The following is a 15,831-nucleotide window of genomic DNA, read 5'->3' as shown; positions in this document are numbered from 1 at the left end:
GCCCGGCTGCGGCACAATCCGGATCACGCCCAGCCGATCGGAGTGTGCCGCGCATGCCCGTACCGCGTGACGCCTGGACCACGCTCGTACCCGACATGAACGGCCCGGACGGGCCGCTGCCGCCGCTCCTGCTGGGCCTGACCGTGCTCACCGGGCTCGTCGACGCCTTCAGCTACCTGCTCCTGGGCCGCGTCTTCGTCGCCAACATGACCGGCAACGTCGTCTTCATGGGATTCGCCCTGGCCGGCGCCCCCGGCTTCTCGGTCCTCGCCTCGGCAGTGGCCCTCGTGTCGTTCCTGGCAGGGGCGTGGTCCGGCGGGATCGCGGTGCACCGGGCGGGTGCGGACCGGGGCCGTCAGCTGCGGCGCGCGCTCCTCGTCGAGACCGCCTGCGTCGCCTGCGCCCTGACCGTGTCGCTGGTGTCGGGAGGTCCGTACACCGGAGGCGTCCGCTTCACGCTCATCGCCCTGCTGGGGCTCGGCCTCGGGGTGCAGAACGCCGCCGTCCGCGCGCTGGCGGTCCCCGACCTCACCACCACGGTGCTCACGCGCACCCTCACCGGCACCGTCGCCGACAGCCGGCTCGCCGGCGGTCCGGGGAGCAGGGCGGGACGGCGGGGCCTCTCCGCCGCCGCGATGCTGGCCGGAGCCGTGGCCGGAGGACTCGCCGTCCTCGGCGACCTGCGTGAACTGCCCCTGGCGGTGGCGCTGGTGATCCTGCTGGCGGCCGTCGCCGTCACACTCCTGCCGGGCCGCGGCGACACCCCGTGGACCAGGCGGCCCGTCACCGCCTGAGTACGGCGGGCCGGCCGGGGCAGCCGTGTCGGGCGCGACAGCGGCAGCGCCCGGACCGTAACGTCACGGGGACCGCCGAGCGCACCGGACCACGAGGAGCCGCCCCATGCCCGCCGAACCGCTGTCCGCGCACGCCATCGAGGACGCACTGCGCGAACTCCCCGGCTGGCGTCTGGAGGGGGACCGGATCACCCGTACCTACCGGCTGTCCTCCCACTTCGCCGCCACCGGGCTGACCGTCCACGTGGCCCGCATCCAGGACGAGCTGAACCACCACGCGGACCTGACGCTGGGCTACGACACGGTGTCGCTCGCGGTGAACTCGCACGACGCGGGCGGCGCCGTGACGCACAAGGACATCGAGCTGGCCACACGCGTCGAGGCGATCGCCGCGGGACACGGCGCGCAGTGAGTCCGGGCCCGGCACACCAGGCCGGGCGTCAGGGCGCGGGGCCGAAGCGGGGGTGTGCGGCCAGCCAGTCCGCGTAGCTGTCGCTGCGCCGCACCGCCTCCGCGTACGCCGAGCGGGTGTGGCCGCCCACCGTCTTCGCGGCGGCGTCGGCCGCCAGGGACCGTGGATGTCTCCCCAGCAGGTGCCGCCAGGTCAGCGGCGACCCCACGAGCGGACGCGTCACGAGGCCGGGGGCCGGTGGGAACGTGGCCCTGCACAGCCCGACGGCCCTGCCCACCTGCACCAGATGCACGACGGAGGCCGTGTCCGTCTCGTAGACCGAGACCGGGGTGAAGCCGGAACGGGCGCAGGCCGCGGTGAAGCAGTCGGCGAAGCAGCCGTCACCGGGCACGTCCGCCCAGCACTCGTCGGCCAGCGCGGCGAGTTCGAGCTCCGGCCGCCCTGCCAGCGCGTGATCCTCCGGCAGCATCACGAACACCGGGTCCACGCCGATGACCTGCCAGAGCAGACGGTCCGCCATGGGTGGCGGGCTCTCGCCGCAGGCACCGATCAGGGCGAAATCCAGCCGGCCGTCGATCAACAGCGAGGCGATCTCGGCCACCGACCAGGAGGTGTACGTCGTCACCGGAGCCGTCGGGTGCGCCGCGGCCAGCCGGTCCACCAGCCCGCCGAGCAGTGGGCCGTGCGTCCCGCCGAGCCGGAAGCGCTCCACGGCCGCCGACGCGTTGGCGAACCGCACCGCCTCCTCCTGGAGTTCACGCACGGCGGGCAGCACCACCCGCGCCCGTTCCAGGACCAGTTCGCCGAGCGGTGTGGGCCGTGCACCCGTGTGGTCCCGGTCGAAGAGCGGCCCGCCCAGGGCCTTCTCGATCCTCCGCAACTGGGCGCTGAGCGCGGGCTGCGCGAGCCCGAGCGCGGCTGCGGCCTTGGTGAGACTCCCTGTGTCGGCGATGGCCCGTACGGTGCGCAGATGACGCAACTCCAGCTCCATGGCCGCACGTTATGGCCGCGGGCACCCACCGGCAATACGTAGGGGGTCTGTTCCGCGACACGAGCACGGAGATCGTCCTGGAGTCGTGCGTGTGCGGGACTACGACGTGGAATCGGCTCGCCACGACAGGCCCCCCGGGGGTCTGCCCCGAGCGAGGGCCGCGGCGGACGCCGTCCTCGCGCTCGTCCCTCCCGCGGCCCGTACCCTGCTGGGCTGCCGGCCTTCCGGGTGCCCGGCTGAGCCGGACGCGCCCTCCTCGGCCGCCGTCCGGACAGGGAGGCCTCCGCGTACGCGGACATCCCCCTGGTGCGCGGGCGCCGGCGCGTCCCGGCCGTCACCACCGCTGTCGTGCCGAGGCCGCCCCCGCGCATCACCCCGAACCCACGGGCAGGGCTCCAGGCCCTCACCGGCGCCCCCACAGCGCGGAGAGCTGTGGGGGCGCCGCCGGAGGCGCGGGGATCAGGCGCCGAGGTTGAATTCGGCGGGGTCGGGGCCCAGGCGCTTGCCCTCGTCGAGCGCGGCGAAGGCCGCCAGGTCATCGGCGTCCAGCTCGAAGCCGAACACATCGATGTTCTCCGCGATCCGCGACGGGGTCACACTCTTGGGGATCACGACGTTGCCGGTCTGGAGGTGCCAGCGGAGCACCGCCTGAGCCGGGGTCCTGCCGTGCTTGTGCGCGACGGCGACGACCGTCGGGACCTCCAGGAGGCCCTTGCCCGAGCCCAGCGGCGACCAGGCCTCGGTGGCGATGCCGTGCCGGGCGTGGAAGGCACGGGACTCGGCCTGCTGGAGCTGCGGGTGCAGCTCGATCTGGTTGAGCGCGGGGACCACGGACGTCTCGCCCAGCAGGCGTTCCAGGTGCTCCGGGTGGAAGTTGGACACCCCGACGGCCTTCGCGCGGCCCTCGGCGAGGATGTGCTCGAAGGCCTTGTACGTGTCGACGTAGGCGTCCTTGGCAGGCACCGGCCAGTGGATCAGGTAGAGGTCGACGTAGTCCAGCCCGAGCTTGTCCAGCGAGGCGTCGAACGCGCGCAGCGTCGAGTCGTACCCCTGCTCGGTGTTCCAGAGTTTGGTGGTGACGAACAGCTCCTCGCGGGCGATGCCGGAGGCCGCGAGGGCCTTGCCGGTGCCCGCCTCGTTCCCGTAGATGGCGGCGGTGTCGATGCTCCGGTACCCGGCCTCCAGGGCCGTGGTCACGGCCGCAGTGGCCTCGTCGTCCGGCACCTGCCAGACGCCGAAGCCGAGCTGCGGCATCTCGAGGCCGTTGTTGAGGGTGATGGTGGGGACCTGGCTCACGAGCGGTCGATCCTTACGTTGTCGGTCGATACGTCGCACAGGGAACGATCAGAGGAGCCCAGACATTCCCGGCCGCCGGGATCGGGTGGTGAAAGCAACGTAACCCTGACCGGACGTCAGCGCGTGGTCGCGGGCCTCACCGGTACAGGGCGTCGACCTCGGCCGCGTACGCCGTCTCGATGGCCTTGCGCTTCAGCTTCAGCGAGGGGGTCAGCAGGCCCTGCTCCTCGGTGAACTGGTGGGCCAGAATGCGGAACGTACGGATCGACTCGGCCTGCGACACGGCGGTGTTCGCGGCGACGACCGCCCGCCGCACCTCCATCTCCAGATCGGGATCGCGCACCAGATCCGCGGGGCGCATCGGCGTACGGCCCTGCATGGCGAGCCAGTGCTCCACCGACTCGTGGTCCACGGTGACCAGCGCCGCGATGTAGGGCCGGTCGTTCCCGACGACGATGCACTGGGCCACCAGAGGATGCGCGCGCACCCGCTCCTCCAGGCCGGCGGGGGCCACGCTCTTGCCGCCGGAGGTCACCAGGATCTCCTTCTTGCGCCCGGTGATGGTCAGATAGCCGTCATCGTCGAGCGCGCCGAGGTCGCCGGTGGCCAGCCATCCGTCGTGCAGCACCGCGTCCGTGGCCTTGGGGTCGCCGAGGTATCCGGAGAACACGTTGGCCCCGTGCACCCAGACCTCGCCGTCGCGTGCGATGTGCACGGAGGAGCCCGGGATCGGCTGTCCGACGGTGCCGTAGCGGGTCCGCTCGGGCGGGTTGGCCGTGGCCGCCGCCGTCGTCTCGGTCAGGCCGTAGCCCTCGTAGACCGTGACGCCCGCGCCCGCGAAGAACAGCCCGAGCTGCCGGTCCATGCCGGAGCCGCCCGACATGGCGTGCCGCACCCGGCCGCCCATCGCCTCGCGGACCTTGCGGTAGACGACCTTGTCGAAGAACTGGTGCTGCATCCGCAGGCCGGCGGACGGGCCGGGGCCGGTGCCGAAAGCCCGTTCCTCCATCGCCTCCGCGTACTTCACCGCGATCTCGACGGCCTTGTCGAACGCCCCGGCACGGCCTTCGGACTCCGCCTTGCGGCGCGCGCCGTTGAAGACCTTCTCGAAGATGTACGGAACCGCCAGGATGAAGGTGGGCCGGAAGGACACCAGGTCCGGCATCAGCGCCTTCGCGGACAGCTCCGGCTGGTGGCCGAGCTTCACCCGGCCGCGCAGCGCCGCGATCTCCACCATGCGCCCGAAGACGTGGGCGAGCGGCAGGAAGAGCAGCGTCGCCGCCTCCTCGCCCGGCTTGGAGAGGAACACCGGGTGCCACCGGCTGACCATGGTGTCGGCCTCGAACATGAAGTTCGCGTGGGTGATCACGCAGCCCTTGGGGCGTCCCGTCGTGCCGGAGGTGTAGATCACGGTGGCCACGGAGTCGGGGGTCACGGCACGTCTGTGCCGGTGGACCACCTCGTCGTCGACCGCCGCCCCCGCGGCCATGAGCTCGGTCACGGCGTCCGCGTCCAGCTGCCAGAGCCGGCGCAGGTTCGGCAGCCGGTCGATCACCGAACCGATCGTCATGGCGTGGTCCTCGTGCTCGACCATGACGGCGGCGACCTCGGCGTCGTGGAGCATCCACAGGACCTGCTCGGCCGAGGACGTCGGGTAGATGGGCACGGACTGGGCGCCGACCGTCCAGAGGGCGAAGTCGAACAGGGTCCACTCGTAGCGCGTGCGGGACATCAGGGCGACGCGGTCGCCGAACCGGACGCCTTGGGCGATCAGGCCCTTGGCCAGGGCGAGCACCTCGTCGCGGAAGACGGCGGCCGACACGTCGTGCCACTGCCCCTGCGCGTCCTTGCGGCCGAGGGCGGTCCGGTGGGGGTCGTCCTCCGCGAAGTCGAAGACGGTGTCGGCAAGTCCGCCGACTTGAGGGGCGGCGGCCATGGCTGGGACAGTGAACTCGCGCAATGACTGCTCCTTGTGGCGCTCCGCACGGCGCCGCGACGCTACCTCACCGGGCCGGTCCGCGGGAGGTTTCGAACGCCCGGGAAAGCGAGGCATCCGGCCAGGCCAACCGTAGAAATCGGGCCAGATGGGCAAGGCTCGGGCGCACTTCTGACCGTGGAGTAAGTAGCTCGGGCGGGAATCTCCACCGAATCTGTACGCGGAAGTTACGCAGGTGCGGGGTGCGTGGCCGCCGCCGGACCCCGGTGCAGCCGGTCGCCGCCCGCCAGGATCGCCGCCGCCAGGGCGTCCGCCGCCTCCTGGGCGGCGTCTCTCCGCCGCCCGTGCAGCAGCACGAAGTCCACGTCCCCGAGCTCCGGCAGCCCGGCCCGGGACGGCACCGGCACGAGTCCGGGCGGGATGAGCCCCCGGGTGTGCGCCATCACGCCCAGGCCGGCCCTGGCCGCGGCGACGAGGGCGCTCAGGCTGGCGCTCGTGCACGCGAAGCGGAAGGGCCTGCCGTGCTCCTCCAGCACCTCCAGCGCCCGTGCCCTGGTGATGCCGGGAGGCGGGTACACGATCAGCGGCAGCGGGCGCTCGGGGTCGATCCGCAGCTGCGGGGCGCCGATCCAGGTGAGGGTGTCCTGCCAGACCAGCTCGCCGTGGGTGTCCCCGGCCCGGCGCTTGGCCAGCACCAGATCGAGCCGCCCCGCCGCGAGCTGGCGGTGCAGTGTGCCGGACAGCTCCACCGACAGCTCCAGCTCGACCTCGGGATGCCGGCGCCGGAACGACTCCAGGATCTCCGGCAGCCGCGTGAGGACGAAGTCCTCGGACGCCCCGAAGCGCAGCCGGCCGCGCAGCCGGGTGCCCGTGAAGAAGGCCGCCGCCCGCTCGTTGGCCTGGAGGATCGTGCGCGCGAAGCCCAGCATGGCCTCGCCGTCCTCCGTGAGGTCGACCCGGTGCGTGTCGCGCGTGAACAGCTGCCGGCCCGCCTCGGCCTCCAGCCGGCGGACGTGCTGGCTCACCGTGGACTGGCGCACCCCGAGCCTGCGCGCCGCCTGGGTGAAGCTCAGGGTCTGGGCGACGGCGAGAAAGGTGCGGAGCTGAACGGGGTCGTACACAGCCCGAGGTTATCGCGAAATGTGATGACAGTCAGTGCGGTGTACGGGATTCCCGATCGCGGTGCCCAGGAGCAGGATGGGGAGGCCACGATTCCACCCAGAGAGCACGGAGCACATGAGCCGCCGCACCAGCCGCCGTATCCCCGCCCTGCCGTCATGGCTGCCGGTCGACCCGTACATCCTGGCGCTGATCGGCACGGTGGGACTCGCGGCGGTGCTGCCCGTGTCGGGGACCGGTGCGGAGGTGGCCGACGGCGCTTCGACCGGAGCGGTGGCCCTGCTCTTCTTCCTCTACGGGGCGCGCCTGTCGACGGCCGACGCGCTGGACGGGCTGAAGCACTGGCGGCTCCATCTCACGGTCCTCGCCTGCACCTTCCTGGTGTTCCCGCTGCTCGGGCTCGCCGCCGGGGGGCTGGTGCCCCACGTGCTGGCCCCCCAGCTCCAGGACGGCTTCCTCTTCCTGTGCCTGGTGCCCTCGACCATCCAGTCCTCGATCGCCTTCACCTCGATCGCCCGCGGCAACGTCCCGGCCGCGATCTGCGCGGGCTCCTTCTCCAGCATCGCCGGGATCCTGCTCACGCCCCTGCTGGCCGCCGTGTTGCTCGGGGGGAGCGGGGGAGGGTTCTCCGCCGACTCGCTGCTGAAGATCGTCGTGCAGCTGCTGGTCCCCTTCCTCGCGGGGCAACTGCTCCGGCGCCGGATCGGGGGCTTCATCGGCCGCCACCGCACGGTGCTGGGCTACGTCGACCGGGGCTCGATCCTGCTCGTCGTCTACACGGCGTTCAGCGCGGGCATGGTGGCCGGGATCTGGCATCAGGTCACCCCGCTTCGGCTCCTGGGGCTGCTCGCTGCCGAGGCCGTCCTGCTGGCCCTCATGCTCGCGGTGAGCTGGTACGGGGCGAAGCGGCTCGGCTTCGGCCGAGAGGACCGGATCGCCATCCAGTTCGCGGGCTCGAAGAAGAGCCTGGCGGCCGGGCTGCCGATGGCCAGCGTCCTGTTCGGCGCGCACGCCGGCCTCGCGGTGCTGCCCCTGATGCTCTTCCACCAGATGCAGCTGATGGTCTGCGCGGTGCTCGCCAAGCGCCGCTCGCGCGATCCGTTGCCGGACGGGGCAGCCGCGTCGGAGCAGCCCGTGCCGGTGAGCTGACCGGGGCAGCCGGGTGTGCCCACGCGCCCGTCAGTGCTCTCCACTCCCTCTCCCTCCCGTGGCCAGGACAGGAGATCCCGTCCACGGTGCCGGTCCGGCGGTCTGGCCGGGGCGGCCACAGGGGGTGCGGCCCTGCCGGGCGCCGCGGGGACGCCGGCAGGGCCACCCCGTGAGGTCCTAGTCGACCGTTGACCGATGTGCTGACGGTATGACCACGAGACGCAGGTGCTCCTCGTCGCTGTGACCACTGATCGCGAACAGGCGGGTTCCGTCCGGTGCCCAGGCGAGGCCACGGGGACGCAGGTGGCCGGCGTCGTATCCGGTCGCGGGAGCGAGGGACACCGTGCGGTACGGCGAGTCGGCTCCGGCCCGGTACAGGTACACGTCCGGGTCGGGCTCGATGCTGTTCACGCCCGCGGCGACGTCGCCGCGCGAGGAGACGGCGACGGCGTTGGGGTACGACGTACTGGCATACGTGTGGCCCTCGGTCAGGTCCGGCAGCCGGAACGAGGGGTGGTGGTACGGCGCCCCGGACGCCGTCAGCAGCGTCTCCCCGTCCGGCGTCATGGTCAGGTCGCTGAAGCTGGAGGCCCCGCCGGGGTCGCGCACCGTCGTGCGGAGCACGGGGCTGGTCCCCGAGACGTCGTAGACGGAGAGGGTGCTCGGGGAGGTGTTCTGGTCTCCGGCGACCAGAGTTCCCGGTGCCGCGGGCGAGGTGGCCAGGAGCGGCGCACCGCTGAAGTCCCCCTCCGGAATGAGCCCCAGACGCACCTTCGGGGCGGAGGTGCCGACGGTGAGCGAGCCGATGCTCGCCTCCCACTGCTCCCCGTAACCGAAGAACAGTGTCCGGCCGCTCAGTGCCGCGTGGAACGGTGCGGTGCCGGCGCCGGTGGCGTGGCGGGCTCGCTGCCGGCCGGTACCGGTGTCGATGACACTGATGGCGTCATCCAGGGCGAGTGGCGCGTACAGCGTGCGGGAGTCGGCGGACAGCTCCAGGTCGCACACACCCGGCAGGTCTCGGATCGTCCGGACGATACGGCCCTGATAGTCGGCCACCAGGACACTGCCCGTGTTGTAGTCGGAGATGAACACTCGCTCGTGGAGCGCATCCACCGCGAGATCGCAGTGGTAGGCGATGGGCAGTGCGGTGCCCTCGTCCGCCGGCGCGGCCTGCGTCGCGGGCGCGGCGCCGAGCGATAACCCCAGCAGTGCCGCCAGCGTCAGCAGCCTGCGGGCCCGAGGCAGTCGTCTTGGCATCGGTGTCCCTTCGGAAGCGGGCAGGATCACCGGTCAGGTGCCTGCCCGTGTCACGGTCCATCGGTCGCCTGGGTGTACCCCCACCCTGTGCCGGTACTCTCCGCGAGTTCCGACCATCACAAGGGACAGCGCCTGTTCCGCTTGCGCCGGACCGGGCACGGGGCGCCACGCCGGAGAGGGCCCGGCCGGCGCAGGGGGCGCTCCCCGCCGGCCGGGCCCGTGCCCCGTGCAGCGGGCGGGGCCGTCTCAGCCCTGGCCCACCGCCGCCTCCAGGGCGATGCGGTGGTCCCCCGCGTACACGTTCATGGACTGCCCCCGCAGGAAGCCGACGAGGGTCAGCCCGCTCTCGGCCGCGAGATCCACGGCCAGCGACGACGGCGCCGAGACCGCGGCCAGCATCGGGATCCCGGCCATCACCGCCTTCTGCGCCAGTTCGAAGGAGGCGCGGCCGGACACCAGCAGGATCGACTGCGAGAGCGGCAGCCGGTCGTCGGTCAGCGCGCGCCCCACGAGCTTGTCGACCGCGTTGTGGCGGCCCACGTCCTCCCGGATGTCGAGCAGCTCGCCCTCCGGTGAGAACAGCGCGGCGGCGTGCAGGCCCCCGGTCCGGTCGAACACCCGCTGCGCGTCGCGCAGCCGGTCGGGGAGGGCGGCGAGCAGCGCGGGTGTCACCCGGACCGGGGGAGCGTCGGCGATGGCGTGGCGGGTCGTGGTGCGGACGGCGTCCAGGCTCGCCTTGCCGCACAGGCCGCAGGACGACGTGGTGTAGACGTTCCGTTCCAGCGTGATGTCGGGGACGGCGACACCCGGCGCGAGCTTGACGTCCACCACGTTGTACGTGTTCACGCCGTCGGCGGTCGCCCCGGCGCAGTAGACGATCGACTGCACCTCGGAGCCCTCACCGATCACGCCCTCGCTCACCAGGAAGCCCGCCGCGAGCGCGAAGTCGTCGCCCGGGGTGCGCATCGTGATGGCGAGCGGCCTGCCGTTCAGCCGGATCTCCAGGGGCTCCTCGGCGACAAGGGTGTCGGGGCGGGTCGTGACCGCCCCGTCCCGGATGCGGATGGTGCGGCGACGCTCGGTGACCCGTCCCATAGCCGTCAATCCCGATTCTGTACGTGTTGGAAGCCGAAACGGCCCTTGATACAGAGGTTGCCATGGGTCACCGGGTTGTCGTGCGGCGAGGTGACCTTGACGATCTCGTTGTCCTGGACATGGAGGGTCACGTTGCAGCCCACGCCGCAGTAGGCACAGACGGTCGTGGTCTGCGTCTGGGCCGGCTCGTCCCACGTGCCGGCGGCTCGCATCCCGAACTCGGTGCTGAACGAGAGCGCCCCCGTGGGACACACCTCGATGCAGTTCCCGCAGAAGACACACGCCGAGTCGGGGAGCGCGGCCTCGTGCTCGGTGGAGATGCGGGCGTCGAAGCCGCGTCCCGAGACGGCGATCGCGAAGGTGTTCTGCCACTGCTCACCGCAGGCGTCCACGCACTTGTAGCAGAGGATGCACTTGTCGTAGTCGCGGACGTACAGCTCGTTGTCGATCTTCGGCTGTTCGTCCACCCGGGCGGCGTCCGCGCCGAAGCGTTCCGGCTTCGCCTCGTACTCCTTGATCCACTCCTCGGCCCGGGGCGTCGTCGACAGGTCCGTGGACGAGGCCAGCAGTTCCAGGACGACCTTGCGGCTGTGCCGGGCCCGCTCGCTGTCCGTGCGGACGGTCATGCCCGGCTCGGCGCGCCGGGAACACGCCGGCGCCAGCGTGCGGGAGCCCTCGACCTCGACCACGCACACCCGGCAGGCGTTCTTCGGGGTGAGCGTGTCCCCCTGGCACAGGGTCGGGATGTCCTTGCCCGCCGACCGGCAGGCGTCCAGGATCGTCGAGCCCTCGGGGACGCGGGTCTCCTCGCCGTCCAGCGTGAACGAGACGAGACGGCGCGGCGGCTGAAGCGGCACAGCGGTCACTTGTAGACCCCCAGACGGTCGATGGCGGACTCCACGGCATTCCACGCGGTCTGGCCCAGACCGCAGATCGAGGCGTCCCGCATGGCCTGCCCGACCTCCCTCATGAGCGCGATGTCCTCGGCAGCCCCGGCCCCCGTACGGTCGACGATCCGGTGCAGCGCCTCCTCCTGGCGGACCGTGCCCACCCGGCAGGGCACGCACTGGCCGCACGACTCGTCGCGGAAGAACTCCGCGATCCGCAGCAGCACCCGGGGGAGCTCCACCGAGTCGTCCAGGACCATGACCACCCCGGAACCGAGCGTCGTCCCTGCGGCGCGGGTGCCCTCGAAGGTCAGCGGGACGTCCAGCTCGTCGGGGCGTACGAAACCGCCCGCCGCGCCGCCCAGGAGGACGGCCCGCAACCGCTCGGGCGGGCCGGCCAGTTCGAGCAGTTCCCGCAGGTTCGCGCCGAACGGCAGCTCGTAGACGCCGGGGCGTGCCACCTGCCCGGAGACGCAGAACAGCTTGGTGCCGGTGGACGTCCCGGTGCCGGTCGCGGCGTACGCGGCGGCACCGCGCTCCAGGATCGGCAGCACGTTCACCAGCGTCTCGACGTTGTTCACGGCGGTCGGTCTGCCGAAGAGGCCCTTCTCCACCGGGAAGGGCGGTTTGGAGCGGGGTTCGCCGCGCTGTCCCTCGATCGAGTTGAAGATCGCGGTCTCCTCGCCGCAGATGTAGGCGCCCGCCCCGCGCCGGATCTCGATGTCGAAGGCGTACCCCTGCCCGAGGACGTCGGGGCCCAGCAGGCCGCGCGTGCGGGCGCTCGTCAGCGCGTGACCGAGGCGTCCGTACGCCCGGGGGTACTCGCCCCGCAGGTAGATGAAGCCCTGGTGGGCGCCGATCGCGTACCCGGCGATCGTCATCGCCTCGATCAGGGCGTACGGGTCGCCCTCCATCAGCACCCGGTCCTTGAAGGTGCCGGGTTCGCTCTCGTCCGCGTTGCAGACCAGGTAGTGCGGTCCGCCGGCCTGCTGGGCGGTGGCCTGCCACTTGCGCCCGGTGGGGAAGGCCGCACCGCCCCTGCCGACGAGCCCGGCGTCCAGCACCTCGCGGATCACGCCGGCGGGGCCGAGGGAGAAGGCCCGCCGGAGAGCGGAGTAGCCGCCGTTCGCGCGGTAATCGTCCAGCGAGGCGGGGTCCACGCTGCCGACGCGCCGCAGGAGTACGAGGTCCGGGTCGCCGGCCTGCGGGACGGCCGCCGCGGCCGGCGGCTCCGGCGGGCCGGCCTCGGGTGTCCGGGCGGTGGCGAGGAGGTCCGCCGGGGTGGCGGGAGCGACGACCGCCGAGAGACGGGGGGCGTCCTGGGAGGAGGGCTGCCCGGACTCCGGCCCGGCCCGGAGCAGGAGGGCCGCCGGGGCCCGTTCGCACAGGCCGAGGCACGGGCTCTCCTGCCAGACCGCCCCCTCGGCCGGTGTGCCCGGCGGGCCCAGGCGCTCGGTGAGGTCCGCGCAGACCGATGCCGAGCCGCGCGCCGCGCACGCCAGGTCCGTGCAGACGTGCAGCACCTTCGCGGGGCGGGGCCGCACCGAGAACATGGCGTAGAACGTCGCGACGCCGTACGCCTCCGCCGGCGCCACCGTCAGCCGCCGGCAGATGTAGTCCAGCGCGCCCTCGCTGATCCAGCCCACGCGGTCGTTCACCGCGTGCAGCGCGGGAAGGAGCTGGTCGCGGCGGTCCCTGACGGCCGACGCCCCGCCCGTGGCCCAGCGCAGGTCCCCGGCCGTCCGCTCGTCCCCGCCCTCCCAGCCGGACGGCGGCGGGCCCAGCAGGGTGTCCACGGCGTCCCGTTCGGCGTCGGAGGGGACGGCACCGGTGTACTTCAGGTCCATGCGCGCACCAGCTTCTCTATCCGAACGGCGGAGGCCTTGAACTCGGCGGTGCCCGCGATCGGGCAGTTCGCCTCGATGGTCAGCTGGTTGGTGTCGACCTCGTCGGGGAAGTGCATCGTCATGAAGGCCAGCCCCGGCCGCAGTCCCGGATCGATCCAGACGGGAGCGGTGACGCTGCCGCGGCGGGAGGAGACGCGTACCTCCTCGCCCACGGTGACGCCGTACGACGCGGCGTCCTCGGGGCAGAGCTCGATGTATTCGCCCCGGCGCAGCGGGGAGGCGTAACTCCCGCTCTGCACACCGGTGTTGTAGGAGTCCAGTCGTCGTCCGGTGGTGAGGCGCAGGGGGTAGGACTCGTCGGTGAGATCGACCGGCGGATCGTGCTGCACCAGGCCGAACGGCGCCGCCGGGCCGCGTCGCACGGGATCGGTCTCCCAGAGCCGGGCGTGCAGGAAGCTGGAGGGCAGCTTGTCCGTGTCGGGGCAGGGCCACTGCAGACCCTGGTGCTCGGCCAGTCGCTCGTACGTCATCCCGAAGTGGTCGGGGGAGAGCGAGCGCAGCTCGTTCCAGACGGTCTCGGCGTCGTCGAACTTCCAGTCGTGGCCCAGCAGTCCGGCCATCGCGCAGAGGATGTCGATGTCCTCGCGGGCCTCGCCAGGCGGGGTGAGCGCGGCACGGACCCGCTGCACCCGCCGCTCGCTGTTGGTGGTGGTGCCGTCGGTCTCGGCCCAGGCGGCCGTGGCGGGCAGGACGACATCGGCCAGTTCGGCGGTCCTCGTCAGGAAGATGTCCTGCACCACGAGGTGGTCGAGGGACCTCAGCCGGCGCACCGCCTGCTCGCTGTCGGCCTCCGACTGCGCGGGGTTCTCGCCGATGCAGTACACCGCGCGCAGCTCGCCGGTCTCCATCGCCTCGAACATCTGGGTGAGCGTCTTGCCGTGGCGGGGCTGGATGACGGTGTCCCAGGACCGCTCGAACTTCTGCCGCACGGGCGCGTCGAGGATGTCCTGGAAGCCGGGCAGTTTGTTGGGGATGGCGCCCATGTCGCCGCCGCCCTGGACGTTGTTCTGCCCGCGCAGGGGCTGGACGCCGGACCCGTACCGGCCCACATGGCCCGTGAGCAGGCAGAGGTTGATCAGCGCGCGCACGTTGTCGGTGCCGTTGTGGTGCTCGGTGATGCCCAGGGTCCAGCAGAGCTGGGCGCGTTCGGCCGTGGCGTAGGCGTGGGCGAGGTCCCGGATCGCTGCGGCCGGCACCCCGGTCACCTTCTCCGCGGCGGTCAGGGTCCAGGGTTCGACGAGCGCCGCGTACTCCTCGTACCCGCTGGTCGCGCGGTCCACGAAGGCCCGGTTGACCAGGCCGGCGTGGATGATCTCGCGGCCGATGGCGTGCGCGAGCGGGATGTCCGTGCCGACATCGAGACCGAGCCAGCTCTCCGCCCATTCGGCGGTCGAGGTGCGGCGCGGGTCGACGACGTGCATCCGGGCCCCGTTGCGGATGCCCTTGAGGACGTGATGGAAGAAGATCGGGTGCGCGAAACGGGCGTTGGAGCCCCACATCACGATCAGGTCGGTGTGTTCCACCTCCTCGTACGACGAGGTGCCCCCGCCGGAGCCGAAGGCGGCCGAGAGTCCGGCGACGCTCGGTGCGTGACAGGTGCGGTTGCACGAGTCGACGTTGTTGGTCCCCATCACGACACGGGTGAACTTCTGCGCCACGTAGTTCATCTCGTTGGTGGCGCGGGCGCAGGACAGCATCGCGAAGGCGTCGGGGCCGTAGGCGTCCCGGGTCTGCCGGAAACCGGCAGCGGCCCGGGTCAGGGCCTCGTCCCAGCTCGCCCGGCGCAGCACGCCGTCCCGCGCGCGCACGAGAGGGTGGGTGAGGCGTTCGTACGACGTGGGCTGCCGGCCCGGGCGGTTCCTGCCGCCGGTGCGGTCGCTGCTCTTCATGGTGCGCTCCCTGCTGGGGCCGAGGAGGTGGTGGCGAGGAGATCCGCGAGCGCGTGCACGGCGCGCAGCGTCGGTACGGGCGTTCCGGCCAGCTCGGCCAGCTCGACGACGGCCGCGAGCAGCACGTCGAGTTCGAGAGGTTTGCCCTTCTCCAGGTCCTGGAGGGTGGATGTCTTGTGGTCGCCGACGCGTTCCGCGCCGGCGATGCGCCGCTCCACGGAGATCTCGGGGCGGCAGCCGACGGCCGCCGCGACGTCGAGGGTCTCGCGCATCATCGACTCGACGAGGGCGCGGGTGTCCGGATGGCGGCAGATCTGGCCCATGGTGGCCCGGGCCAGGGCGCTGATCGGGTTGAAGGAGATGTTGCCGAGCAGCTTGATCCAGATGTCCTTGCGCAGATCGGACTCCACGGGGCACTTGAGGCCGCCGGCCACCATGGCCTCGCTGAAGTCCAGGCAGCGCCGCGAGACCGAGCTGTCCGGCTCGCCGACGGAGAACCGGGTTCCTTCGAGATGGCGTACGACACCGGGCGCCTCGATCTCGGTGGCGGCGTACACCACGCATCCGATGGCGCGTTCGGGCGGCAGGGTGGCGCTCACCGAGCCCGCAGGGTCGACGCTGTCGAGGCGGCGGCCGGTGTACGGGCCGGGCAGGCCGTGGAAGTACCACCAGGGGATGCCGTTCTGCGCGGCGATCACGGCGGTGTGCTCGTGCATGAGCGGATGGACCAGCGGTCCCGACCGTGCGTACGAGTGGGCCTTGAGGCCGAGGAAGACGTAGTCGACTGGCCCGACGTCCGACGGGTCGTCGGTGGCGGCGGGCCGTGCGGTGAAGTCACCGCGCGGGCTGAGCACGCGCACGCCGTCGCGGCGCATGGCCGCCAGGTGCGGGCCCCGGGCGATGAGATGGACCTCGGCGCCCGCGCGGTGCAGCGCGGCCCCGACATAGGCGCCGATGGCTCCGGCGCCGACAACTGCGACTTTCACGGGGCTCTCCGTTCGGTGAGAGGACCGAGCGAGGGTGTCAAGTCGACAGAATATTGTCTACAGTATGCCTTTGTGGGGGGTCAATACTCGTGACGGTGGGTGCCTCGTCCCCT

General features: G+C 72.1%; 13 protein-coding genes. 3 read left to right on the top strand and 10 right to left on the bottom strand.

Annotated features, from left to right (window positions below):
• Positions 1-53 precede the first annotated feature (53 nt).
• Both ACFY8O_RS24290 and ACFY8O_RS24285 read left to right on the top strand, forming a co-directional pair.
• Positions 54-794, top strand: a complete 741-nt coding sequence (locus ACFY8O_RS24290; protein WP_387905655.1) for a YoaK family protein — start codon at positions 54-56, stop codon at positions 792-794.
• A gap of 106 nt (positions 795-900) precedes the next feature.
• Positions 901-1,206, top strand: a complete 306-nt coding sequence (locus ACFY8O_RS24285; RefSeq protein ID WP_387905654.1) for a 4a-hydroxytetrahydrobiopterin dehydratase — start codon at positions 901-903, stop codon at positions 1,204-1,206.
• Positions 1,207-1,234: 28 nt separating this feature from the next.
• Here the strand turns inward: ACFY8O_RS24285 and ACFY8O_RS24280 are convergent, their stop codons facing one another.
• The 4 genes from ACFY8O_RS24280 to ACFY8O_RS24265 all read right to left on the bottom strand — a co-directional run bounded on the left by ACFY8O_RS24280 (position 1,235) and on the right by ACFY8O_RS24265 (position 6,550).
• Positions 1,235-2,197 (bottom strand): LysR family transcriptional regulator, encoded by a 963-nt coding sequence (locus tag ACFY8O_RS24280; RefSeq protein ID WP_387905652.1) that lies wholly within the window; start codon positions 2,195-2,197, stop codon positions 1,235-1,237.
• A 459-nt stretch (positions 2,198-2,656) separates the two neighbouring features.
• Positions 2,657-3,493, bottom strand: a complete 837-nt coding sequence (locus tag ACFY8O_RS24275) for an aldo/keto reductase (protein ID WP_145810573.1) — start codon at positions 3,491-3,493, stop codon at positions 2,657-2,659.
• 136 nt (positions 3,494-3,629) lie between these two features.
• Positions 3,630-5,429, bottom strand: a complete 1,800-nt coding sequence (locus ACFY8O_RS24270) for an AMP-dependent synthetase/ligase (protein ID WP_387905648.1) — start codon at positions 5,427-5,429, stop codon at positions 3,630-3,632.
• Between the two features lie 227 nt (positions 5,430-5,656).
• Complete coding sequence (locus ACFY8O_RS24265; protein ID WP_387905645.1) at positions 5,657-6,550, bottom strand: LysR substrate-binding domain-containing protein; 894 nt, start codon at positions 6,548-6,550, stop codon at positions 5,657-5,659.
• A 115-nt stretch (positions 6,551-6,665) separates the two neighbouring features.
• Here ACFY8O_RS24265 and ACFY8O_RS24260 point away from each other — a divergent pair, with 115 nt between their 5' ends.
• Entirely contained in the window at positions 6,666-7,697 is a 1,032-nt protein-coding gene (locus tag ACFY8O_RS24260) for a bile acid:sodium symporter family protein (RefSeq protein ID WP_387905643.1), read from the top strand.
• A gap of 177 nt (positions 7,698-7,874) precedes the next feature.
• On the opposite strand, the gene ACFY8O_RS24255 is transcribed toward ACFY8O_RS24260, so the two are convergent.
• From ACFY8O_RS24255 to ACFY8O_RS24230, 6 genes are all read right to left on the bottom strand, one after another.
• Positions 7,875-8,954, bottom strand: coding sequence for a hypothetical protein (locus tag ACFY8O_RS24255; protein ID WP_387905640.1), 1,080 nt, complete (start codon positions 8,952-8,954; stop codon positions 7,875-7,877).
• Between the two features lie 246 nt (positions 8,955-9,200).
• Complete coding sequence (gene fdhD / locus ACFY8O_RS24250; RefSeq protein WP_387905638.1) at positions 9,201-10,049, bottom strand: formate dehydrogenase accessory sulfurtransferase FdhD; 849 nt, start codon at positions 10,047-10,049, stop codon at positions 9,201-9,203.
• Between the two features lie 5 nt (positions 10,050-10,054).
• On the bottom strand, positions 10,055-10,915 hold the full coding sequence (locus ACFY8O_RS24245) for a 2Fe-2S iron-sulfur cluster-binding protein (protein ID WP_387905635.1): 861 nt from the start codon (positions 10,913-10,915) through the stop codon (positions 10,055-10,057).
• Positions 10,912-12,783, bottom strand: coding sequence for an NAD(P)H-dependent oxidoreductase subunit E (locus ACFY8O_RS24240; protein ID WP_387905632.1), 1,872 nt, complete (start codon positions 12,781-12,783; stop codon positions 10,912-10,914). The genes ACFY8O_RS24245 and ACFY8O_RS24240 overlap by 4 nt, the downstream gene beginning before the upstream one ends.
• Positions 12,774-14,732: a molybdopterin oxidoreductase family protein gene (locus tag ACFY8O_RS24235; protein ID WP_387905629.1), complete on the bottom strand. Its 1,959-nt coding sequence runs from the start codon at positions 14,730-14,732 to the stop codon at positions 12,774-12,776. The genes ACFY8O_RS24240 and ACFY8O_RS24235 overlap by 10 nt, the downstream gene beginning before the upstream one ends.
• Positions 14,729-15,718: a 2-dehydropantoate 2-reductase gene (locus tag ACFY8O_RS24230; RefSeq protein WP_387905627.1), complete on the bottom strand. Its 990-nt coding sequence runs from the start codon at positions 15,716-15,718 to the stop codon at positions 14,729-14,731. The genes ACFY8O_RS24235 and ACFY8O_RS24230 overlap by 4 nt, the downstream gene beginning before the upstream one ends.
• Positions 15,719-15,831: the final 113 nt, after the last annotated feature.

The sequence above is a fragment of the Streptomyces argenteolus genome (assembly GCF_042902585.1).
Lineage (GTDB): Bacteria > Actinomycetota > Actinomycetes > Streptomycetales > Streptomycetaceae > Streptomyces > Streptomyces argenteolus.
The sequence above is the reverse complement of the archived record's forward strand: the minus strand, read 5'-3'. Positions and strand labels throughout refer to the sequence as shown.

Excerpts from the sequence above, each read along its gene's own strand:
- ACFY8O_RS24240 (WP_387905632.1), bottom strand. The coding sequence starts at position 12,783 with ATGGACCTGAAGTACACCGGTGCCGTCCCCTCCGACGCCGAACGGGAC.
- ACFY8O_RS24290 (WP_387905655.1), top strand. The coding sequence starts at position 54 with ATGCCCGTACCGCGTGACGCCTGGACCACGCTCGTACCCGACATGAAC.
- ACFY8O_RS24260 (WP_387905643.1), top strand. The coding sequence starts at position 6,666 with ATGAGCCGCCGCACCAGCCGCCGTATCCCCGCCCTGCCGTCATGGCTG.
- fdhD (WP_387905638.1), bottom strand. The coding sequence starts at position 10,049 with ATGGGACGGGTCACCGAGCGTCGCCGCACCATCCGCATCCGGGACGGG.
- ACFY8O_RS24270 (WP_387905648.1), bottom strand. The coding sequence starts at position 5,429 with ATGGCCGCCGCCCCTCAAGTCGGCGGACTTGCCGACACCGTCTTCGAC.
- ACFY8O_RS24285 (WP_387905654.1), top strand. The coding sequence starts at position 901 with ATGCCCGCCGAACCGCTGTCCGCGCACGCCATCGAGGACGCACTGCGC.
- ACFY8O_RS24235 (WP_387905629.1), bottom strand. The coding sequence starts at position 14,732 with ATGAAGAGCAGCGACCGCACCGGCGGCAGGAACCGCCCGGGCCGGCAG.
- ACFY8O_RS24280 (WP_387905652.1), bottom strand. The coding sequence starts at position 2,197 with ATGGAGCTGGAGTTGCGTCATCTGCGCACCGTACGGGCCATCGCCGAC.
- ACFY8O_RS24255 (WP_387905640.1), bottom strand. The coding sequence starts at position 8,954 with ATGCCAAGACGACTGCCTCGGGCCCGCAGGCTGCTGACGCTGGCGGCA.